We start from the raw sequence: 21,073 nt of genomic DNA, 5'->3' as shown, positions 1-21,073 counted from the left end.
GCAGAGTGGTTCGCATGGAGCTACGCATCTTCGTCGAACCCCAGCAGGGCGCCACCTATGCGGATCAGCTCGCCGTGGCCCGGACCGCGGAGGCGGCCGGGTTCGGGGCGTTCTTCCGGTCGGACCACTACGTGGCGATGAACGTGGACGGGGCGCCCGGCCCCACCGACTCGTGGATCACGCTCGGCGCGATCGGGCGCGAGACGGAGACCATCCGGTTGGGCACGCTCGTGACATCGGCGACGTTCCGGTTCCCCGGACCGCTCGCCATCTCGGTCGCACAGGTGGACGAGATGTCCGGCGGTCGTGTGGAACTGGGCCTGGGGGCGGGCTGGTTCGCCGAGGAGCACGAGGCCTACGCGATTCCCTTCCCGGACGTCAAGGAGCGCTTCGCGCGGTTCGAGGAGACGCTGCAGATCGTGACCGGACTGTGGGAGGCGCAGGGCCCCTACACCTTCCGCGGCGAGCACTTCTCGGTGGTGGATTCCCCCGCGCTCCCGAAGCCGGCGCAGAAGCACGTCCCGATCGTGCTCGGCGGCGCCGGGAAGAAGCGCAGCGCCGCCCTGGCCGCGCGGTTCGCCGACGAGTACAACACGCCGTTCGTGCCTGTCACCGAGGCCGCGGCGGTGTGGGCGCGGGTCGACGCCGCCGCCGTCGCGGCGGGCCGCGATCCGCAGTCGATCGTCAAGTCGGCCGCCCAGGTCGTCTGCGGCGGGGTGGACGAGGCCACCGTCGCGCGGCGCGCCGCGACCATCGGCCGAGAGCTGCCCGAGCTCCGGGAGAACGGACTCACCGGCTCCGCCGCCGAGATCGTCGACAAGCTGGGCACCTTCGCCGAGGCGGGCGCCGCGCGGGCGTACCTGCAGGTTCTCGATCAGAGCGACCTCGACCACGTCGAGTGGATCGGCTCCGAGGTGCTGCCACAGGTCGCCTCGCTCTAGGCACCGCGCCACCGAATCGGCCCGCTGCGCGGTCGGACGGAAGTATTTCCATCCTGACCGCGCAGCGGGCCGGTTTCGGTACGGGCGGTCAGGCGTTCGCAGCCAGGAGGTTGGTCGCGGTGCGGTGCGCCAGCGCCATCGTGGTGATCATCGGGTTCACGCCGGAGCAGGTGGGCATGCCGCTGGCGTCCGCGATCCACACGCCGCGGGTGTCGTGCAGCTCCCCGGACGGGTTCGCCACCGAGGTGGCCGGATCCGCGCCCAGCGGGGCACTGCACATCTGGTGCGCGCTGAACACCGGCGTGCCGCCGGGGCCGATCGGGATCTCGTTCACCTGCGCGATGTAGGCCTCCAGATCGTCGCCGCGGGTCCAGGGCTCGAAGCGCTGGCCGGAGAGGTAGATCTGCTCGGCGCCCGCCGCCTCCTGCATCCGGATCGAGGTCGCGATGCCCTCGCGCAGGTGCTTGCGGTCCAGCTCGTCGTCGAAGGGGTAGGTGTGCACGGCCTCGCCGTCGGGGCCGATGGTGACGGTGCCGGTGCCGCGGTCCTTGACCAGCACCACCCAATCGGCGCGGTTGCCGTACTGCGCGGCCAGCTCCTTGTGCCGCTCGCCGCCCAGCCAGGGCACGATGCTGGCGAACAGCCCCGGCAGGTGCTGCACGCATTCGATGAGGAAGCCGTAACCCGAATCGGCATCGGCGAACTCGTTCATCACACCGGCCATCGCCGGTCCCTCCCACGGCGCCATCGGCTCGTCGTAGATGCCGCTCACCAGCGTCGCGGGGTGCAGGCGTAGGCTCTGCCCGACGGCGGGGCCGCCGATGCCGGAGCGCAGCAGGAGCGCCGGTGTCTCCAGGCTGCCGGCGGCCACGACCACGGTGGGAGCCTCGATCCGCACCGGCGTCTGCGCGCCCGTGGCGGGATCGGTGTGCACGCCCTCCACCCCGGTGGTGGTGCGCGTACCGTCGGCCGCATCCACGGTGGTGACGGTGGCGATCCGGGTGTTCGGCAGCAGGCGGGCGCCCGCGTCGGAGGCGTCCTGCAGGAACGTGCGCATCGTGCCGTTCTTGGCGCCGGTCTGATCCCCCATGCCGCTGTAGGCGCTGCGCACCACGTCGTAGCGGTCCGGGTTCACGTTGAGGTCGGCGAGCCGGTAGGAGTAGCCCAGTCCCGCCGCCCCGGCCGCGAGCATCCGGTGCGGACCGTTCTGCGTGGCGACCTCACTGTTGCAGCCCATCCGCGAGAAGACCGCGTCGAGGTGCTCGTCGAACTCGGGGCCGAGGGCGTCCTCGAGGCCGGCGTCGGCCCACTCCTTGCGCACCACGTCGGGGGTTCGGAGCGAGTTGGACCAGTTCACCGTGCTCCCGCCGCCGACGGTGGCGCCCGCCGCGAGCATCACGGTGCCGTCGGCCGTCGGGAAGAAGCCGCCGCGCAGGAACAGGGTCTGGTACGCGAAGAGCTCGTTCTGCACGAAGTCGGCCTCGTTGCGATACGAGCCGCCCTCCACCACGATGACCTTCTTGCCGGCCCGGGCCAGCTCGGCGGCGGCGACACCACCGCCACTGCCGCTCCCGACGATCACGACGTCCGCGGTCAGCGTCTCGCCCGCCGCCGGGGTGATCGTGGTGATGGTCTTCGGGGTCGCGGGCGGCGCGGACACCGGCCCCGGATACCCCATTCCGGCCCACAGCGGATTGCGGCCCTGATCGTCCATGAGTCCGTAGGCGATCATCGTCGACAGCTGGCACAGGCTCGCGATGGCGAGGCCCGCCTCCGGCGTGATACCGGAGAGGTTCGCGAGGATCACCTCGCGGATCGCCTGCGGCTGGTTCTTCATCCCCACGAGGGCGGCGGTGTCGAGCAGCTGGGCGAGACCCGCCAGCTGCTCCTCGGGAAGGTGGTCGAGCAGGTACTGCTCGACGGCGGCGTCGACCTGCAGGTCGCTGCCCTTGACGGCCCAGAAGCCGGTCGGGTCGTCCTCGCGGGGCACCGAGGCGACGAAGGTGTCGACCACGGCGGTGAGCGTCTTGCGCTGGCGCGCATCGAATTCGAAGGTCATGATGGGTCCTCTCAGGATGGGTGGGCGTGGGTCGGATGCGCGCTCAGGGCAGCTGCATCGACTTGGTCTCGAGGTAGTCGTCGAGGCCCCACGCGCCGAACTCCCGGCCGTTGCCCGACTGCTTGTACCCCCCGAACGGGGCGTGGATGTTGAAGGCACCGTCGTTGATCTGCACCTGCCCCGCCCGGATCCGGCGGGCCACCGCCACCGCGCGATCGCGGTCCGCGGAGAAGACCGCGGCGTTGAGGCCGTACGGGGTGTCGTTGGCGAGACGGATCGCCTCCTCCTCGTCGTCGTACGCCTGGATCACGAGGACGGGCCCGAAGATCTCCTCGCGCACGATCGCCATGTCCTCGGAGACGTCGGTGAAGACGGTGGGCCGCACGAAGAAGCCGCGCTCGAGGCCGTCCGGCGGGGTCGGGCCGCCCGCCACGAGGCGCGCACCGTCGGCGACGCCCCGCTCGATGTACCCGACCACCCGGTCCCGCTGCTGTGCGGAGACCAACGGGCCGAGCACGGTCTCGGGTTCGAAGGGCCCGCCGACGCGGATCTGCTCGACGCCGGCCGCCGCGATCGCCTCGACCTGCGGCATCGCGGCGCGCGGGACGAGCATGCGGGTGAGCGCGATGCAGGTCTGGCCCGAGTTGAGGAAGCAGCCGTTCAGGCCCGCGGAGACCGCCTCGACGAGGTCGGCGTCGTCGAGGATCACCAGCGGGGACTTGCCGCCGAGCTCGAGCGCGACCTTCTTGATGGTCTGCGCGGCCACCTCACCGATACGGCGGCCGGCGCCGGTGGAGCCGGTAAGGGAGACCATGTCGACCTCCGGGTGACCGACCAGTGCCTCGCCGACGGCCTGCCCGGTTCCGGTCACCACGTTGAACACGCCCTTCGGCAGGCCCAGCTCGTGGAACACCTCGGCGAGCACGAAGGCGGTGAGCGGCGCGACCTCGCTGGGCTTGAGCACCACGGTGCAGCCCGCGGCCAGCGCGGGAGCGACCTTCGCGACCACCTGGTGGAGCGGGTAGTTCCACGGTGTGATCGCGACGACCACGCCGATCGGCTCGCGCACGACCAGCGAGTTGTAGACGTTCTCCTCGAAGGCGTACGTGCTCGCGACCTCGGCGATCGAGACGAGGGACTGTACCGGCAGGCCGGCCTGGACCACGTTGCTGTAGGCGAAGGGCATGCCCACCTCCTGAGTCACCAGGGTGGCGATCTCGGTCTGGCGGGCCTGCAGCGCCTGCGCGGCGCGGGTGAGGAAGCCGATCCGCTCCTCCAGCGGGGTGCGGGACCAGTCGTCGAAGGCGGCCCGAGCCGCGTCGACCGCGGCGTTCGCGTCGTCGGCGGTTCCGGCGGCGACCCGGGCGATCACCTCCTCCGTGGCGGCGTCGACGACGTCGATGACCTCGGTTCCGGTGGACGGACGCCACTGGCCGTCGATGTACTGGCTGGTGCGGTCGATCATCGGGAGCTCCTGCGGTCGGTTGTGTTGTTCGGCACTCCTATACTCAGTTGTGATGGCCGTCATATTCTTGGCGTCATGAGCAAAGACCGACGCGGGATTTGTCCTCCGGAACAAAACGCTGCGGCGATGGACCACCTGAGCGCTCCGGCGCGCGAGTGGCTCACCGCGTTCTCGCGCAACGCCGAGAACGAGCAGACGCTGGACGCGATGGTGGCGAGAGTGGACGACGCCATCGTCGCCGCCATCCCGGCGATGAGCGAGCCCCTGCTGCGCGCCGAACTCGACGCGAGCACCCGTGCGCACTGGCGCGGCGTGCTGTCGGCGATCACACGCACGTCGTCCACCGCGCACCCCGGGGAGGAGACGCACGACCTGGCGCGGACGATGGCTCGTCGCGGCTTCGAGATCCAGGTCCTCCTCGGGGTGTACCGGGTGGGCCAGAACGCCGCGTGGGAGGTGTTCACGGGGACCACGGCCGCGGAGATCGACGACGTGCAGGTGCGCTCCGAGGTGCTCCTGTACTTCTGGCCGCGCACCACGGACTGGCTGGACAACGCGATCGAGGAGATGATCGGCACCTTCACCGCCGAGCGCGAGCAGTGGCAGCGCGGCGCGCTCGCCCGGCAGGCCGCCGCGGTCGAGGCCGTGCTGTCCGGGCAGGAGGTGGACGCGGGCGAGGTCAGTGCGGCTCTCGGCTACCCGGTGCACGCGCTGCACACCGCCTACGTCCTGTGGGCCGACGACGGTGTGCCCGATGCGGACGTCCACCGCCATCTCGAGCGCGCGGGCCTCGCGGTGCACCGGGCCGTGGGTGGTGAGCACCGTCTGGCCCTCCGCACCGGTGCGCGGTCACTGCGCTGCTGGAGCGCGGGTTCCGCGGCGCCCGATCCGCCGGAACTCCCTTCGACGGTGCGCTGCGCCCTCGGCACCGCGCATGCCGGTATCGACGGGTTCCGGCGGAGCGAGGCCGAGGCGGCGGCGGCGTTGGAGGTCGCGCAGCGGACGGGGCGACGGACCGTCGCCTACCGGGACGTGGAGCTGGCCTGCCTGGCGCACGGGATCGCGGGACCCGGGGGTGCGCAGACCCTGATCCGCCGGGAACTCGGAGAGCTGGCCGCGCCCACGGATTCCGCCGCGCGCCTGCGGGACACCGCCCTGGCCTTCCTCGGCGCGGGCGGCGACGCCAAGGCCGCCGGCGAAGCGCTGGTTCTGCACCCCAACACCGTTCGCTATCGGATCCGGCAGGTGGAACAGCTACTGGGGCACTCGATCGACCAGCGCCGGGTGCACGTGGAACTGGCCCTGCACTCGGTGAGGACCTTCGGGCCGGAAGCCTGAGAGGCCTGCCGTCAGGAGGCGAGTGCGCCCTTGAGGAAGGCCGCGGCACCGAGGTGTTGCGCGCAGTCGTCGACGATGCTCACCAGCCGCACGGCGACGGTGACCGGCGGGTCCCACGCGTCGTCGATCACCCGGGCCAGCTCCTCGGGCGTCACCCGGTCCAGGTATCGCCGCGCCATCGCGTCCACATCCCGGAAGTAGCCGATGAGCAGCGCGTCGCTCCCGTGCACGGCGGCGGCCTCGGCGCGGTCGTGCCCGAAGCCGGTGGACTCCGGCGGCAGGTCGAGCCCGAACCGCTCGTACCAGCCGTCCGCCGTCCACGACTCCTCCACGCCGGCGATGGGGGCGAGCTGCGCGTCGATCACCCGCGCGCTGTGCCACACCAGCCACGCGATCGTGTTGGCGTTCGGGGTGATCCGACGGTCCGCGATGTCCGCCGTCAGCCCCTCCGTCACGTCCTCCGCGTGCTCGAGGATGCGCGCGAAGGAATCCTGGAGGAGCTCGCGGGCTGCGGTGGTGTCGGTGGCGTCCATGATTCCGACGGTACCCCTCCTGCCCGCGCCGCGGATCGGCTCAGGCAGTCGGCACGGCCGCGTCGGCGGGGTCCTCAGTTCAGGCCGCGGGCCAGGTGCCGGGCGAGGACGGCCGCGAACTCGGCCGGATCGGCCACCGCGCCGCCCTCGGCGAGCACCGCTGTGCCGTAGAGGATCTCGGCGGCGTCCTTGAGCGCGGCGTCCGCTCCGGCCTCCTCCGCGCCGGCGATCCGGTCGCGGAGCGCCTGCACCAGCTCGTTCTCGGGGTTGAGCTCCAGCGTGCGGCGGGTGCGCGGAACCTCCTGGCCGCTCGCCCGATACATCTGCTCGAGCTGCGGGGTGAGGTCGAACTCGCCGCCCACGAGGCACGCGGGTGATGTGGTGAGCCGCGACGTGAGTCGCACGCCCGACACCTTCTCCTCCAGCACGCCGGAGAGCCACTCGGTGAGCTGCTCGAAGCCCTCGACCTGCGGCGCCTCGTCGCCCAGATCCGCCTCGCCCTTGGCGACCGAGACGAACCGCTTACCGTCGAACTCCGCACCGGGCGTCCACAGCTCGTCGACCTGGTCGGTGAGCAGTAGCACCTCGAATCCCTTGGCCGCGAACGCCTCCAGGTGCGGAGACGATTCCAGCTGGCGCCGCGATTCGCCGGCGGCGTAGTAGATCACGTCCTGGCCCTCGGGCATGCGCGCGACGTACTCGGCGAGCCCGGTGGTGCCGCTCTCGCTGAACGTCGACTCGAACGCCGATGCCTTGAGCAGGGTTTCGCGGTTCTCCTGATCGTCGAGCAGCCCCTCCTTGAGGACCGCGCCGAACGCGGTCCAGAAGGTGTCGTACTTCTCGCGCTCGTTCTCCCGCATGGCCGTCACGGTCTGCAGGACCCGCTTGACGAGGCGCTTGCGGATCATCACCAGGTGCCGGTCGTTCTGCAGGATCTCGCGGGAGACGTTGAGCGACAGGTCCTGTGCGTCGACGACGCCCGCCACGAACCGGAGGTAGCCGGGCAGCAGGGCCTCGCAGTGATCCATGATGAACACGCGCTTGACGTACAGCGCGGGCCCCGGCTTGGTGTTCCGGTAGAACATGTCGAACGGCGGCATCGTGGGGATGAACAGCAGCGCCTGGTACTCGAAGGTGCCCTCGGCGCGGACGGCGATGGTCTCCAACGGCTCGTCGAACGCGTGGCTGACGTGCCGGTAGAAGTCGGCGTACTCCTCGTCCGACACCTCGTCCTTGGGGCGCGCCCACAGCGCCTGCATCGAGTTCAGCGTCTCCGGGCCGGACGGCTCGGCACCGTCCGTCCCGGCGTCGGGGGCCGTGGACTCGGACTCGGCTGCGGGGAGGAGTAGGCGGATCGGGAAGGCGATGAAATCGCTGTAGCGGCGGACCACCGTGCGCAGCACGTGCTCGGACGTGTAATCGTGCAGGCTGTCGTCGTCGTCCTGGGCGCGCAGCTGCAGGATGATGGCGGTGCCGTGGCCCTCGGGCATGTCGTCGCCCGTGAGGTCGGTGATCGTGTACGTGCCGTGGCCCTCGGATTCCCAGCGGGTGGCGGTGTCCTCGCCGGCCCGGCGGGTCACCAGGGTCACCTTGTCGGCCACCATGAAGGCCGAGTAGAAGCCGATGCCGAACTGGCCGATCAGCTCCGCGGAGGCGCCCTGCTCCTTGGCCTGCTTCGCGGCCTCGAGCTTCTGCTTGAGCTCGCCGGTGCCCGACTTGGCGAGCGTGCCGATGAGGTCGACGACGTCCGCGCGGGTCATACCGACGCCGTTGTCGGCGATGGTCAGCGTGCGCGCCTGCGCATCCGGGATGAGGTCGATGTGCAGGTCCGAGGCATCGGCCTCGAGATCCTTGTCCTGGTACGCCTCCAGCCGCAGCTTGTCCAGCGCGTCCGAGGCGTTCGAGATCAGCTCGCGGAGGAAGACGTCCTTCTCCGAGTACACGGAGTGGATCATCAGCGACAGCAGCTGATCGGTCTCGGCCTGGAACTGCAAGGTCTCTGCGGTCACGTCGTCGCCTCTCATCTCCAATGACGGGTCCGCCGACGATTCTGCCAAGCGCGGTCACGGCCTCCGCCGCCGGGGCGGGGTTGGAAAAGCCCCTTCGAATACGCAGCTCACCCGCCGTTTCGCTACACGAATCCCCGCCCCGCGAATACCGAAACCGGCGTTCTACGGGATCACGCCGAGACATATCCATCGTGCCCTGGCAGAACGCCGGTTTCGGAACGAGAGGGGCCGGCACCTCAGGCCGCGCTCAACCCTGCACCGTTGGAAGAACGATCATCGACGCGACGTTGACACTGTCCGGCAACGAGGCGCTCCACACCACCGAGTCCGCGATCGCCGACGCGGGAATCGGCGGGGTCTCAAGCGTGAATCGGCGCAGGAACTCCCGAGCTCCGGGATCAGACATGTCGTGTCCGAGCTCCGACTCCGTCATCCCCGGTTCGATCGCCCGGACCCGCACGCCGCGGGGCCCGAACTCGGCGCGCAGGTTCGTCGCGAGGTGCGTGACCGCCGCCTTGGTCGCCGTGTAGACGGCGTATCCCGGCAGAACCATGTGTGCGCCGATGGAACTCGTGAGAACGAGGTCGGCCGGTCCGGTCTCCGCCGCCTGCGTGAGATCGTCGATCGTCGCGCGAGCCGTGGTCAGCAGGCCGGTGACGTTGGTGGCAACCATGCGCTCCCACTCGTCCTGGTCCGCAGTGTCGAAGGGGGCTGCGAGCATCGTTCCCGCGTTGGCGACGACCAGGTCGAAGCGTCCTACCTCGGCTCGGAGTTCGGCGATCGCCGCTATCACGCCGTCTCGGTCGGTGACGTCGGCGGAGGCGAACTCAGCACCGATGCCGGATGCCACCTGGGCCAAGCGATCGGCACGCCTCCCGACGAGAGCGACCCTGGCACCTGCGGCGGCAAGGGCGGTGGCGGTGGCGGCGCCGATCCCGGTTCCGGCCCCGGTGACGAGTGCGGTGCGATTCCGGAGGACTGTCTCATCTGTACCTGTCATGTCTCCACGGTCGCCGCTCACGAAGCCCGGAGGGAGGCCGCGCCGCTGCGGGGTAGCGCCACTACCTGTCTCGTCCGGTGTCAATGCGTAGCGTTGACCGCGTGCAGGACAACCTCCTCGGCGAATTCCTCCGAGCACGACGTGAGCGCGTCGATCCCGCATCGCTGGGCCTCCGCGCCATGGGCGTGCGCCGCACCCCGGGACTGCGGAGGGAGGAGGTGGCGGCCCAGGCCGGCATCAGCGTCGAATACCTCGTTCGACTCGAGCGGGGTAGGGACCGCCGCCCCTCTCCCGCCGTCGTCGCCTCGCTCGCCCAGGTGCTGCTCCTGGACGCCGACGGTGCCGCGCACCTCGCGCGACTCGCCGAGCTCCCCGCCGAACGGGGCGAGGTCGTCGACGAAGTGTCGCCCCTCCTGCGGAGACTGGTCGAATCGTGGCCGAACCCGACCGTCGTCACCAATTCGCTGCTCGACCTGATCGCCACGAACGCCTCGGGAGAGGAGCTGCATCGCGGGATCGGCCTGCACGTCGGCGACAACATGGCGCGGTCCCTGTTCCTCGATCCGCAGGCACGCGAGGTGTTCCTGGACTACGACACCGTCGCGCGGGAGACGGTCGGCAACCTCCGCTCACTCTCGGGCCCCTCCCCCGCACATCCGCGATTGATGGAACTCGTCGGTGAGCTGTCGGTCCGCAGCGAACTCTTCGCCCGCCTGTGGGGCGAAGGCGAGGTGCAGGCGAAGACGAACGGCGCCAAGGTGATCGCACACCCCGAGGCGGGCGTGCTGCACCTCGAATGGTCCACCCTCGAGGTCGCCGCCGCGCCGGGGCAACTCGTCGTCGCCTACCAGGCGCAGGAGGGAACCGAAACCGTCGAGGCCCTCGAATCCATGGTCCGCCGGGCGCGACGCGAATCCCTGCACGCCACAGATATCCTCGCGCGCGGCGGAGATACGCGGGGCGAGCGGGGATACCTGTAGCGCGACCGCGGAATCGCAACGAGAGGGGCCCGGCACCGTCGGGAAGACGATGCCGGGCCCTGAATCCCTAGCCGAGTGGCAGGACTTAGAAGTCCATGCCGCCCATGCCGCCGGTCGGATCGACCGGGGCGCCGCCCTTCTCGGGCTTGTCGGCGACGACGGCCTCGGTGGTGAGGAACAGCGCCGCGATCGACGACGCGTTCTGCAGCGCCGAGCGGGTGACCTTCACCGGGTCGTTGATGCCGGCGGCCAGCAGGTCCTCGTAGACGCCGGTGGCGGCGTTGAGGCCGGTGCCGGCCGGCGAGTTGCGGACCTTCTCGGCCACGACGCCGGGCTCGAGGCCGGCGTTGATGGCGATCTGCTTGACCGGGGCCTCGAGCGCGACCTTGACGATGTTCGCGCCGGTGGCCTCGTCGCCCTCCAGGGCGAGCGACTCGAAGACGGTGCCCGACTGCGCGAGAGCAGCGCCACCACCGGCGACGATGCCCTCCTCGACGGCGGCCTTGGCGTTGCGCACCGCGTCCTCGATGCGGTGCTTGCGCTCCTTGAGCTCGACCTCGGTGGCGGCACCGGCCTTGATGACGGCGACGCCGCCGGCCAGCTTCGCGAGGCGCTCCTGCAGCTTCTCCCGGTCGTAGTCCGAGTCGCTGTTCTCGATCTCGGCGCGGATCTGCGAGACGCGGCCCGCGATCTGCTCCTTGGAGCCGGCACCGTCGACGATGGTGGTCTCGTCCTTGGTGACGACGACCTGGCGCGCCTGGCCCAGGACCTCGAGGCCGGCGGTGTCGAGCGACAGGCCGATCTCCTCGGAGATGACCTGGCCGCCGGTGAGGATCGCCATGTCCTGCAGCATCGCCTTGCGGCGATCGCCGAAGCCCGGCGCCTTGATGGCGACGGACTTGAAGGTGCCGCGGATCTTGTTGACGATGAGCGTCGACAGGGCCTCGCCCTCGACGTCCTCGGCGATGATCGCGAGCGGCTTGCCGGCCTGGATGACCTTCTCCAGCAGCGGCAGCAGGTCCTTGACGGTCGAGATCTTGCCCGAGACCAGCAGGACGTAGGCGTCCTCGAGCACGGCCTCCTGACGCTCGGCGTCGGTCGCGAAGTAGCCCGAGATGAAGCCCTTGTCGAAGCGCATGCCCTCGGTGAGCTCCAGCTGGAGCCCGAAGGTGTTGCTCTCCTCGACGGTGATGACGCCTTCCTTGCCGACCTTGTCCATGGCCTCGGCGATCAGCTCACCGATGGCGGGGTCGCCGGCCGAGATGCCCGCGGTAGCAGCGATCTGCTCCTTGGTCTCGACCTCCTTGGCCTCCTTGAGCAGGTGCTCCGAGACGGCGTCGACGGCCTTCTCGATGCCCCGCTTGAGGCCCAGCGGGTTCGCGCCCGCGGCCACGTTGCGCAGGCCCTCGCGCACGAGCGCCTGGGCCAGAACGGTGGCGGTGGTGGTGCCGTCGCCCGCGACGTCGTCGGTCTTCTTGGCGACCTCCTTGACGAGCTCGGCGCCGATCTTCTCGTAGGGATCCTCGAGCTCGATCTCCTTGGCGATGGAAACGCCGTCGTTGGTGATCGTGGGGGCGCCCCACTTCTTCTCCAGCACGACGTTGCGGCCCTTGGGGCCGAGCGTCACCTTGACAGCGTCGGCGAGGGCGTTCAGGCCCCGCTCGAGGCCGCGGCGGGCCTCTTCGTCGAACGCGATGATCTTGGCCATTGCGAAGTGATTCCTCCAGATAGGGGTCTGTTGGACCCGTACTTTGGACACGTCTTCTAGGTCGATTCGGTGCCCGCGACGGACGACCCGGCGTGTCACCTCCGCGCGTGCGCGGAGGGCCCGGCCTCACCTACCTGACCTAGCACTCACGTTATCCGAGTGCTAAGTCGTTTCTAGCACTCGACGGGGTCGAGTGCAAGGTCGTCTGCTGCTGGCCGCGGCCCCTTTTCCTACCCATGGGTAGGATCCGGTCATGGCAACCCCCGTATTGGAGTCGAGCATCGTCGTCGATGCGCCCGTGGAGAAGGTCTGGCCGGTCGTGTCCGACCTCGCGAAGATGGGCGAGCGCAGCCCGCAGTGCAAGAAGGTGTTCGTGTTCGGCGGCCCCCTCAAGGAGGGCACCCGGATGCTGAACATCAACCGCCAGGGCTGGCGCGTGTGGCCCACCAACACCCAGGTCACCGAGTTCTCCCCGAACGAGAAGGTCGCGTTCCGGGTGGCCGAGAACCACACCGTGTGGAGCTTCACCCTGGTGGCCGAGGGCGACAAGACCACGGTCGTCGAGCGTCGCGAGGCGGCGGACGGCAAGACCACCGCGGTAAGTAGCCTCCTCATCAGCGCACTGCTCGGCGGCAACGAGGACTTCGAGCGCGGCCTCCTCGTGGGCATGAAGCAGACGCTCTCGCACATCAAGACCGAGGCCGAGGCGAAGTAGCCTCCCGGATCGACGGAGGGCGCATCCCGCACGGGATGCGCCCTCCGTTCGTCTGCGGCCTACTTCTGGCTCTGCAGGATCAGGTACTGGGCGCCGATCGCCTGGATCGCCTGGACGCGCTGCGCCGAGGTGAACTCTCCGAGGTACCGGCCGACGGGAGCGACGCAGTACGTGTTCTTCGTCTTCGCGAACTCGTTCTCACGGAAGGTCAGGCACGTCGCGCCCGGCACTCCCTTCACCGTCTCCGTTTCGACGTCCTTGTACGCGGCCTTCGTCTCGGCGACGAACTCGTCGGCGACGTGCCGCGCGCCGCTCTCGTCGCGCGCCCGGTACACGGTGCTCCCACCGACGCCGATCACGTCGACCCCTGCGTCCGCGAAGGTCTTGACCGACCGGCTGACGTCCGTCTGCGTGAGAACGCCGATCCGGACCGGGACCGAATACCCCGTGTCCCTCCGCTCCGGAGCGAGAGTCAACCGCGTGACCCCCTCCGGGTCGGGACGCAGCCGTCCGAGGGTGCCGAGCGACGTCGGCGAGAAGCCGTCGAGGCCGACGGTGGTCCGATCGAAAACGGTGCGGATCTGCTCCACCGAGAAGTCACCGTAGACACCGATGACATACCGCTTGTGCGCCAGGTACGCGACCGTCGGAGGCCGAAGCCCCTGACCGAAGTCCTGCGTGTAGGCAACCGCGCGCTCATGCCCGGGAATCGCCGCCGGGAGCTTCTTCGGGCTGTCCTTGCCCGACGAATCCTTCTCGCCCGCGAGGAGGTCCGCCCCCACGGCGCGCGCCGCCGCCTCCTCGTCGGGCATGCGGATGACCGCGACCGAGACCCCGCGCCAATCGACCGAGAAGTCCGGCTTGGCGCCCGGCGGCTCCTCCCCCGCGCCCATGACCACCTGTACCTCCGCACTCGAGCCGATCGCACGATTGGCGGCATCGCCGAAGATCCTCTTCACCGAAGCGTCCCCGACCGTCGGCGCCCCGGAGGTCATCCGGCCCCGAAGGTGAAACGCGGGCTCGACCTCGTGCACCATCGGGATGACCTCGGCCATCCGATTCCCCTCCAGCACGAGTCCCTCCTCCTGCGTCACGACTCCGATCGTGCGCGGCGCGGTGGGGTACGAACCGGTCTCCGGCTTCGGAGCCGCCGCCGGATCCACGACGGGGGTGCCGGCCACCGTCGCCGAACAGCCGGTGAGCGCAAGGCATCCCGCCAGAATGGCGACGGGGAGGCGGTTGGGCTCGCGCATCATTCTGTGTCGGAGAGGATCCGGTACGAGGCGTTGATCGCCTGGATGGCCTTGACAGCCTGCTCGTCGGAGACGGTCGCGACGTAGCGTCCGTGCGCGACGGCGCACGCGGTCTTGGAATCCTTCGACCCCTTGTACCGCGGATACGTCCAGCACAGGGAGCCGGGCGCCGCCTTGATCGCCGACGAGGCGGAACCGTCGGGGTAGGTCTCGCGGTACCAGTCGCCCACGCTCTTCGCGAATCCCGTTGCCGCGGCGGCGTCCTTGGTCCGGAACACCGTGGACTCGCCGTAGCCGATGTAGTCCACTCCCGCGTCCTTCATCCGCTTCTCCGCGGCGACCACGTCGTCGTTGCGGCCCGCGGCTTTGGTCGCAGTGGTCCACGTCTTGGGGTCCTGCGGCAGGGCCAGCCTGACGACGCCGTTCGGATCCGGTTGCTGCGCGGTGAGCTTGTCCAGCGGCACAGCCTTGAAATCGGCGAGCGCCTTCTGCTGATCGCTGAAGAAGTCGGACAGTCGCTTGGGGCCGTCGGCAGGGTCAACCGTGGTCGCGGTCGCCGCGAGCACGTACTCGCCGGAGGCCATCATCGCCGTGAACGTCGTGGTCCCCAACGACTTCCACTCGGTTGAGACGGCCTTCGCGGACGGGTGGCCCGGCAGGGTCACCGGGGTTCGCGGCTGATCACCGGCGTCGGCCTTGCCGAAGTCCTTGTACTCCATCGCGCGGTTCGCGGCGCCCGCGTCCGCCATGCGGAGCACCGCGACGGCCATGTCCTTCTTGCGCTTCCCCGACCCCGGCTTCGCGTCGTTCGCGCCGAACATGGCGCCGAGCACGAAGTCCCCGGCCGCCTTGCTCACGTCGCTCGACAGCGTCATCTGGAGCGCCATCATCGAAGGCGTGCCCAGGTAGCCGGATCCGTTGTACCGCAGGTCCGGATCGAAGGTGTTGACCAGCGGCAGGGTGTCCGCGAGGCGGCCCGCCTCCAGTGTCTTCGCGGCCACGTCGTCCAACGGGGCGACGTCCATCGGCGCCTTCGGGAACGAGCCGGTGTCGAGCGTCGCCGCGACCGCCGCCGGGTCCGCCTCCGGTGCGCCGGGCACCGTCGTCGAGCATCCGGCGAGCACGACACCCAAAGCCACCACCGAAGCGGTTCTCCACCTGATCATTTCGCCCCCTGAAGAATGAGGTAGGAGGCGCCCAGCGCCTGCTCCACCTTCGCCTGCTGTGTATCGCCGAGCTCCGCGAGGTATCTGCCCACCGGCACCACGCAGTACGTCTCCGTGGTCTTCGCGCCGTCGTACGACGGATAGGTGAGGCATCGCCCGCCGGGGACGCCCTTCACCTTCGATTCGGTCGCCCCCTTGCGGAACCCGCGCGTCTCCGCGATGAAGCGATCGGCGAGGAGGTCTGCTCCGGCCTCGTCCCGGGCCCGGTACACGTAACTCGCCCCGCGGGCGACGTAGTCGACGCCGGCCTCGTCGAAGTTCTTCTTCGAGGCCGCGATGTCGGTCTGCTCCCCCAGCGCCGCCCGCGCCGGAAGCGCCACGTCGCGACTGCTACTCGCGGCCACCGTGTACGTCAGCAGGTTGTCGTGGTCCTTGGGCAGCGACGCGAACTTCTCCGTCGGTGTGGGCTCGAACCCCTCCAACCCCTTGATCTGCTGATCGAAGAACTTCTGCACCAGCTCGACCGGACCCGACGTGTACGCGGCGAGGACGAACCGCCCGTGGGCGCGGACAGCCGTCACGGATGTGCTCGACGTCCACTTCTTGGTGAACGCCTTGGCCTCGCCGTGGCCCGGCACGGTCACCGGCGTCTTCCGCGGGCCGTCGTCGTTCGTGACGCCCTTCTCCGGGGCGAGCAGGGCCGGAGCGGCCACCGCCGCCTTCGCCGCCGCCTCGTCCTTCATCCGGTAGACGCCCATGACGATCGTCTTCCCCGGATCGGAGGTCGACGCCCCCGGATCCTTGTCGGAGGCCGAGGTGTACGCGGCCACCTCGGCGCCGGTCAGCGCGATGAACACGCCCTCGCCGAAGGTCGACTTCGTGCTGCTCGACAACGGCCCCGTGGTGATCTTGCCGTTGTAGCGGATCGCCGGATCGATGTCCGGCGCCAGCGGGATCGTGGCGATCATCCGATATCCCTCGGCCGCGACCGCCTGGACGTCAGTCAACGGCCCGACCTGCCGCGGCGATGTGGAGAAGCTCCCCACGTCCGGCTTGGGCACCGCGGACTGATCCACGACGGGGGTGCCCTGAACGGTGGTCGAGCACCCGGTCAACAACAGGCCCGCCCCGAGTACGGCGCCGGTCAGTCTCCGCATGGAAGTCCTCATCTCGTGTCCCGGAGGAACGCATTCCGCCGGAGACCTTCTTTTATCGTGTACACGATATTGGATGGCGAACCGAACGGGCGATTACTCGCCATCCCAGAGAAGCAGCACGCCCCAAGCGCCCGCTTAAGCCGCGCTATCGTGGCCCGACGGACGTTCCCGGCAGCGCGGAGGGCTCGACATGACCGATACGACGGTGCGCGACGCGGTCGCGGGACTCATGGGGCAGGCCAGGGCGGACCTGTCCGCGCTGGTCTCGCACCCCTCGGTGCACGACTCCCCCGAATTCGGCGCCGAACCGAACCGCGCGTCGGCGCAGTGGGTGGCGGACGCGTTCACCGCCGCCGGCATCGACAACGTCGAGCAGGTCACCACGTCCGACGGGTCGATCGCGATCGTGGGGCACACCCCCGCCCCGGAGGGCGCGCCGACGGTGCTGCTCTACAGCCATCACGACGTGCAGCCGCCCGGCCCCCGCGAGGCCTGGGAGTCCGACCCGTTCACGCTGACCCCGCGCCCTGGGCCGGACGGCGCCGAACGCTGGTACGGCCGCGGCGCCGCGGACTGCAAGGGCAACCTGGTGGCCCACCTCACCGCCCTGCGGGCGGTCCGGGAGGCCGCGGGCGCCCTCCCCGTGGGCGTACGGCTCGTGATCGAGGGCTCGGAGGAGGCCGGCGGCGAGGGCCTCGACGACCTCATCGCGCAGCGCCCCGACCTGGCCCGGGCCGATCTCATCCTCATCGCCGACACCGGCAACGTCGCCGTCGGCCGGCCCACCCTCACCACGTCGCTGCGAGGCGCGGTGAGCGTGCGCGTCGAGCTCGCGACCGGCACCTCCGACCTGCACTCGGGGCAGTTCGGCGGCGCCGCGCCCGATGCGATCGCCGCCCTCATCGCCCTGCTCGCCACCCTCCGTGACGAGCGCGGGAACACCACGATCGACGGGCTCGACGCCTCCGCGCGGTGGTCGGGCGAGCCGTACGATCCGGCCCGGTTCGCCGCCGACGCGGCGATCTTCGACGACACCGCGATCCTCGGCTCCGGCACCATCGCCGACCAGCTGTGGGCGCGGCCCGCGGTCACCGTCATCGGCCTGGACGCGCCCGCCACCGCCACCGCCGCGGCGGCGATCCAGCCCCGCGCCGCCGCCCTGCTCAACCTGCGCGTGCCGCCCGGAACCGATCCGCACACCGCGGGGGAGAAGCTCGTGGCGCACCTGCGCGACCACGCGCCGTGGGGCGCGCACGTCGACGCCCACGTCGAGTCCGTCGGCGAGCCGTTCGCCGCCGACACCACCGGCCCCGGTTACACCCGGCTCACCGAGGCGCTGTCGGAGGCGTACGGCGGTGTCGAGGTCGTCGCCAGCGGGCAGGGCGGCTCCATCCCCCTGTGCGCCCAGCTCCGCAAGGCCGCCCCGGGGGCCGAGATCGCGCTCCTCGGCGTGGAGGAGCCGCAGTGCCGGATCCACGCGCCCAACGAGTCCGTCGACCCCCGCGAGATCGAGCGCACCGCCCTGGCCGAGGCGCTGCTGCTCACCCGATTCGCATGAGATCCGTCGAGGAGCACCGGGCCGCCGTCGCCGCGATCGTGCCGGCACCGCGGACCGTCGAACTGGCGCCCGGCCTGCTGCCCACCCTGGTCCTGGCTCGCGACGTGGCCGCCCCGATCTCGTTGCCGCCGTTCACCAATTCGGCCATGGACGGGTACGCCGTGCGGGCCGCGGACGCGACAGCGGGCGCCGTGCTGCCCGTCGTCGAGGACATCCCCGCCGGCCGCACGGGCGTGCCGCCGCTCGCGCCCGGCACCGCGCACCGCATCATGACCGGCGCCGTCGTGCCGGAGGGTGCCGACTCCATCGTGCCGGTGGAGAACACCGACGGCGGCGTCGACCGGGTGCGGATCGAGGCGGCGCCCGAGCCCGGCCGGTTCTTCCGCGCCGCGGGCAGCGACATCGCCGCCGGCGACCTCGCCCTCCACGCGGGCGACCGGATGGGCCCGGCCGCGGTGGGACTGGCCGCCGCCCTGGGCCTCACCGCCGTGCCCGTGTTCGCGCCGGTACGGGTCGCCGTGCTGTCGACCGGCTCCGAGCTGGTCGCGCCCGGACAGCCGCTGCAGCCGGGCCAGATCTACGAGTCGAACGCCGAGATGCTGGCCGCAGCCCTCATCGAGGCCGGCGCCGCCGTCGAGACGCTGCGCTTCGTCGAGGACTCCCCCCGCGCCCTGCTCGCCCGGGTGGCCGAGCGGCTCGCGAACGGCGGGGTGGACCTCGTGGTCACCACCGGCGGCGTCAGCGCCGGCGCGTACGAGGTGGTCAAGGACTCGCTCGCCGACCGCGGCGTCGAGTTCACCAAGGTGGCGATGCAACCGGGCATGCCGCAGGGCTGCGGCATCGTCGCGCTCGACGGTGCGCCGCCCACCCCGTTCGTCACGTTCCCCGGCAACCCCGTCAGCGCGCTGGTGTCCTTCGAGGTGTTCCTGCGGCCCGCGCTCCGGGCCGCGATGGGCCTGCCGCCCGACCGGCCGCGGCGGCGCGCGAGGCTCGCCGCGCCGATCGAGTCCATCCCCGGGAAACGCCAGTACCTGCGCGGACGGATCGAGAGGTCGGACGACGGTACCGATTCGGTCTCGGTTCTCGGCGGACCGGGTTCCCACTACTTACGATGGCTTTCGCAGGCCGACTGTCTCCTGGACATCCCGCCCGAGGTCCAAAACCTGGCCGCGGGCGAGCCGGTGGACCTGATCGACCTCGACCACTGACCAGGAGGTAGTCATGATCGTGCAGTACGCAGACACCGTGATGCTCGCGTCGAAGAACTTCAGCGCAGGCTGGTTCGCTTGGATCATCATCGGCGGGCTCGCGGGCTGGATCGCGAGCAAGATCATGGGCACCGACAAGCAGATGGGGATCTTCCTCAATGTCATCGTCGGTTGCATCGGCGGCTGGATCGGCGGCTACATCCTCCGCCTGTTCGACGTCCAGACGGGCGCACTGGGGTGGATCTTCACCTTCCTCACGGCGCTGGTCGGCGCATGCCTGCTGCTCGGCGTAGTGAAGCTGTTCACAGGGAGCAAGTCCGGTAGTAAGTAATCCCCCCGCCGGGTGCGAGAATATGGCCCGACACGAACAGCGATACGAGAGGACGTGAGGTGGCGCGCCGACCACGCACGCCGGTCGACGGCCATCTGACCGAGCACTCCACCGGCATCGAGCACGTCGCCGAACTGATCCGGCACACCGTGCCGCCGCTGCACCCCGCCGGGATCCCGTTCATCGCCGGCTCCCTCGGGGTGGCGGCGGTCGGCTACAGACGCAGCTGGATCCGCGTTCCCGCGCTGGTCACGGCCGCGGCCTGCGCCGGCTTCTTCCGGCACCCGCCGCGGGTCGTCCCGGCCGAGGAGGGCGTCGCCGTGGCGCCCGCCGACGGCGAGGTGACGCTCGTGGACACGCACGTGCCGCCGGCCGAGCTGGGGCTGGGCGACGGGCCGCTGCCCCGCGTCTCGATCTTCCTGTCCGTCTTCGACGCGCACGTGCAGCGCGCGCCGCTGGCCGGCGTCGTCGACTCCGTGGTGCACACCTCCGGGCAGTTCCTCTCCGCCGACCTCCCCGAGGCCAGCGACGCCAACGAGCGCACCAGCGTGCGGCTCGCCACCGAGTACGGCCCCGTCGGGGTGGTGCAGATCGCCGGGCTCGTGGCTCGCCGCATCCGCACCGACTGCGCCCCCGGCGACGCCCTGGAGCTCGGCGAGACCTACGGCATCATCCGGTTCGGCTCCCGCGTGGACACCTACTTCCCGGCGGGCACCGAGCTCGCGGTGTGGAGCGGTCAGCACGCCGTGGCCGCCGAGACGGTGATCGCCCGCCTGCCGCGGACCCCGGACACCGACGACCGCCCCGACGACCTCCCGTGACCGCCCCCACGAAGGACCGGGACGCCGACGGACACCGGCCCGTCGGCGTGATGATGCTTCCGTCCGTCCTCACCGTCGCCGCGCTGTGCGCCGGCCTCACCGGCGTCCGGTTCGCCGCCGAGGGCAAGATCGACCTGTCGATCCTGCTGGTCGTCGTCGCTGCGGTGCTCGACGGTCTCGACGGCCGGGTGGCCCGCCTGCTGGGCGCGTCCACCAAGATCGGCGCGGAGCTCGACTCCCTCGCCGACGCGATCAACTTCGGCGTCACCCCGGCGCTGATCCTGTACTTCACCTGCCTCGACGGCTCGCCCGCCGGCTGGGCCGTGGTGCTGGTGTACGTGGTGGCGATGGTGCTGCGGCTGGCACGGTTCAACACCCTCGCCGCCGACCCGACCGCGCCCGCGTACACCAAGGACTTCTTCGTCGGCGTGCCCGCGCCCGCCGGTGCGTTGCTGGTGCTCGTCCCCCTGGCCGCGCAGCAGGAGTGGGGCGCGGGATGGTGGTCGAACACCGCGGTCGTCGCCGTGTGGACGCTGTTCATCGGGGCGCTCACGGTGTCCCGGATCCCCACCTCCAGTTTCAAGACGATGACCGTCGAACCGGCCAAGGCGGCCGGCGTGCTCGTGGTGGTCGCGTGCCTGGTCGCGCTCATCCTCACCTTCCCGTACGTCGCGCTCATCGTGGTGTCGCTGGCGTACCTGCTGCACATCCCGTTCGCGTGGCGGTCGAAGCGGTGGGTCGCCGCGCGTCCGTCCGCATGGGAGACCAAGCCCGCCGAACGCCGCCAGATGCGCCGCGAGCAGCGGCGGCCCGTGCGGCCCCGTCGGCGCG

At 70.6% G+C, this 21,073-nt stretch carries 18 protein-coding genes; 9 read left to right on the top strand and 9 right to left on the bottom strand.

Annotation, left to right across the window (positions count from 1 at the left end):
- Positions 1-14: 14 nt before the first annotated feature.
- Complete coding sequence (locus BN39_RS09155; RefSeq protein ID WP_019202089.1) at positions 15-941, top strand: LLM class F420-dependent oxidoreductase; 927 nt, start codon at positions 15-17, stop codon at positions 939-941.
- 88 nt (positions 942-1,029) lie between these two features.
- On the opposite strand, the gene BN39_RS09150 is transcribed toward BN39_RS09155, so the two are convergent.
- Both BN39_RS09150 and BN39_RS09145 read right to left on the bottom strand, forming a co-directional pair.
- The gene (locus BN39_RS09150; protein ID WP_019202088.1) at positions 1,030-3,000 is read right to left on the bottom strand and encodes a GMC family oxidoreductase N-terminal domain-containing protein; all 1,971 of its coding nucleotides are present in this window, start codon (positions 2,998-3,000) and stop codon (positions 1,030-1,032) included.
- Positions 3,001-3,043: 43 nt separating this feature from the next.
- Entirely contained in the window at positions 3,044-4,465 is a 1,422-nt protein-coding gene (locus tag BN39_RS09145) for an aldehyde dehydrogenase family protein (protein ID WP_019202087.1), read from the bottom strand.
- A gap of 126 nt (positions 4,466-4,591) precedes the next feature.
- Here BN39_RS09145 and BN39_RS09140 point away from each other — a divergent pair, with 126 nt between their 5' ends.
- On the top strand, positions 4,592-5,803 hold the full coding sequence (locus BN39_RS09140; protein WP_019202086.1) for a CdaR family transcriptional regulator: 1,212 nt from the start codon (positions 4,592-4,594) through the stop codon (positions 5,801-5,803).
- A gap of 11 nt (positions 5,804-5,814) precedes the next feature.
- On the opposite strand, the gene BN39_RS09135 is transcribed toward BN39_RS09140, so the two are convergent.
- From BN39_RS09135 to BN39_RS09125, 3 genes are all read right to left on the bottom strand, one after another.
- Positions 5,815-6,336 carry a DUF664 domain-containing protein gene (locus tag BN39_RS09135; RefSeq protein WP_019202085.1) on the bottom strand — a complete coding sequence of 174 codons (522 nt, stop codon included), beginning with the start codon at positions 6,334-6,336 and terminating at the stop codon, positions 5,815-5,817.
- A gap of 74 nt (positions 6,337-6,410) precedes the next feature.
- The gene (gene htpG, locus BN39_RS09130) at positions 6,411-8,345 is read right to left on the bottom strand and encodes a molecular chaperone HtpG (RefSeq protein WP_019202084.1); all 1,935 of its coding nucleotides are present in this window, start codon (positions 8,343-8,345) and stop codon (positions 6,411-6,413) included.
- Positions 8,346-8,592: 247 nt separating this feature from the next.
- Positions 8,593-9,345, bottom strand: coding sequence for an SDR family oxidoreductase (locus BN39_RS09125; RefSeq protein ID WP_040766082.1), 753 nt, complete (start codon positions 9,343-9,345; stop codon positions 8,593-8,595).
- Positions 9,346-9,446: 101 nt separating this feature from the next.
- On the opposite strand from BN39_RS09125, the gene BN39_RS09120 reads away from it, so the two are divergent.
- Complete coding sequence (locus BN39_RS09120) at positions 9,447-10,325, top strand: helix-turn-helix transcriptional regulator (RefSeq protein WP_019202082.1); 879 nt, start codon at positions 9,447-9,449, stop codon at positions 10,323-10,325.
- An 85-nt stretch (positions 10,326-10,410) separates the two neighbouring features.
- On the opposite strand, the gene groL is transcribed toward BN39_RS09120, so the two are convergent.
- Positions 10,411-12,033 carry a chaperonin GroEL gene (groL, locus tag BN39_RS09115; protein ID WP_019202081.1) on the bottom strand — a complete coding sequence of 541 codons (1,623 nt, stop codon included), beginning with the start codon at positions 12,031-12,033 and terminating at the stop codon, positions 10,411-10,413.
- 253 nt (positions 12,034-12,286) lie between these two features.
- Here groL and BN39_RS09110 point away from each other — a divergent pair, with 253 nt between their 5' ends.
- A complete protein-coding gene (locus BN39_RS09110) occupies positions 12,287-12,748 on the top strand; it encodes an SRPBCC family protein (protein ID WP_040766079.1) in 462 nt (153 codons plus the stop codon).
- 59 nt (positions 12,749-12,807) lie between these two features.
- Here BN39_RS09110 and BN39_RS09105 read toward each other — a convergent pair whose 3' ends face one another.
- The 3 genes from BN39_RS09105 to BN39_RS09095 are packed head-to-tail and all read right to left on the bottom strand — an operon-like array spanning position 12,808 to position 16,324.
- On the bottom strand, positions 12,808-14,004 hold the full coding sequence (locus BN39_RS09105) for a hypothetical protein (RefSeq protein ID WP_019202079.1): 1,197 nt from the start codon (positions 14,002-14,004) through the stop codon (positions 12,808-12,810).
- On the bottom strand, positions 14,001-15,140 hold the full coding sequence (locus BN39_RS09100) for a hypothetical protein (RefSeq protein WP_159103234.1): 1,140 nt from the start codon (positions 15,138-15,140) through the stop codon (positions 14,001-14,003). Before BN39_RS09100 ends, BN39_RS09105 begins: the two co-directional genes overlap by 4 nt.
- Before the next feature lie 23 nt (positions 15,141-15,163).
- Positions 15,164-16,324 carry a hypothetical protein gene (locus BN39_RS09095; protein WP_019202077.1) on the bottom strand — a complete coding sequence of 387 codons (1,161 nt, stop codon included), beginning with the start codon at positions 16,322-16,324 and terminating at the stop codon, positions 15,164-15,166.
- Between the two features lie 190 nt (positions 16,325-16,514).
- Between BN39_RS09095 and BN39_RS09090 the strand changes: the two genes are divergently transcribed.
- From BN39_RS09090 to BN39_RS09070, 5 genes are all read left to right on the top strand, one after another.
- Positions 16,515-17,882, top strand: a complete 1,368-nt coding sequence (locus BN39_RS09090) for a M20/M25/M40 family metallo-hydrolase (protein ID WP_019202076.1) — start codon at positions 16,515-16,517, stop codon at positions 17,880-17,882.
- Positions 17,879-19,090, top strand: a complete 1,212-nt coding sequence (gene glp / locus BN39_RS09085) for a gephyrin-like molybdotransferase Glp (RefSeq protein WP_019202075.1) — start codon at positions 17,879-17,881, stop codon at positions 19,088-19,090. Before BN39_RS09090 ends, glp begins: the two co-directional genes overlap by 4 nt.
- 13 nt (positions 19,091-19,103) lie before the next feature.
- Positions 19,104-19,421 carry a GlsB/YeaQ/YmgE family stress response membrane protein gene (locus BN39_RS09080; RefSeq protein ID WP_019202074.1) on the top strand — a complete coding sequence of 106 codons (318 nt, stop codon included), beginning with the start codon at positions 19,104-19,106 and terminating at the stop codon, positions 19,419-19,421.
- A 59-nt stretch (positions 19,422-19,480) separates the two neighbouring features.
- Positions 19,481-20,242: a phosphatidylserine decarboxylase gene (locus tag BN39_RS09075; RefSeq protein ID WP_019202073.1), complete on the top strand. Its 762-nt coding sequence runs from the start codon at positions 19,481-19,483 to the stop codon at positions 20,240-20,242.
- On the top strand, positions 20,239-21,073 hold an 835-nt coding region (locus BN39_RS09070; protein WP_019202072.1), incomplete at its 3' end, for a phosphatidylcholine/phosphatidylserine synthase. The genes BN39_RS09075 and BN39_RS09070, both read left to right, overlap by 4 nt.

This window comes from Tsukamurella sp. 1534 (assembly GCF_000312385.1).
In the GTDB taxonomy this organism is placed as follows: Bacteria; Actinomycetota; Actinomycetes; order Mycobacteriales; family Mycobacteriaceae; genus Tsukamurella.
Note: the sequence above shows the minus strand (reverse complement) of the source record. Positions and strands in the feature narration are given on the sequence as shown.

Bases quoted from the DNA above. Each gene is read 5' to 3' on its own strand.
- BN39_RS09155 (WP_019202089.1), top strand. From the start codon at position 15: ATGGAGCTACGCATCTTCGTCGAACCCCAGCAGGGCGCCACCTATGCG.
- glp (WP_019202075.1), top strand. From the start codon at position 17,879: ATGAGATCCGTCGAGGAGCACCGGGCCGCCGTCGCCGCGATCGTGCCG.
- BN39_RS09140 (WP_019202086.1), top strand. From the start codon at position 4,592: ATGGACCACCTGAGCGCTCCGGCGCGCGAGTGGCTCACCGCGTTCTCG.
- BN39_RS09150 (WP_019202088.1), bottom strand. From the start codon at position 3,000: ATGACCTTCGAATTCGATGCGCGCCAGCGCAAGACGCTCACCGCCGTG.
- BN39_RS09110 (WP_040766079.1), top strand. From the start codon at position 12,287: ATGGCAACCCCCGTATTGGAGTCGAGCATCGTCGTCGATGCGCCCGTG.
- BN39_RS09145 (WP_019202087.1), bottom strand. From the start codon at position 4,465: ATGATCGACCGCACCAGCCAGTACATCGACGGCCAGTGGCGTCCGTCC.
- BN39_RS09135 (WP_019202085.1), bottom strand. From the start codon at position 6,336: ATGGACGCCACCGACACCACCGCAGCCCGCGAGCTCCTCCAGGATTCC.
- BN39_RS09090 (WP_019202076.1), top strand. From the start codon at position 16,515: ATGACCGATACGACGGTGCGCGACGCGGTCGCGGGACTCATGGGGCAG.
- BN39_RS09080 (WP_019202074.1), top strand. From the start codon at position 19,104: ATGATCGTGCAGTACGCAGACACCGTGATGCTCGCGTCGAAGAACTTC.
- BN39_RS09105 (WP_019202079.1), bottom strand. From the start codon at position 14,004: ATGATGCGCGAGCCCAACCGCCTCCCCGTCGCCATTCTGGCGGGATGC.
- BN39_RS09125 (WP_040766082.1), bottom strand. From the start codon at position 9,345: ATGACAGGTACAGATGAGACAGTCCTCCGGAATCGCACCGCACTCGTC.
- groL (WP_019202081.1), bottom strand. From the start codon at position 12,033: ATGGCCAAGATCATCGCGTTCGACGAAGAGGCCCGCCGCGGCCTCGAG.
- BN39_RS09095 (WP_019202077.1), bottom strand. From the start codon at position 16,324: ATGCGGAGACTGACCGGCGCCGTACTCGGGGCGGGCCTGTTGTTGACC.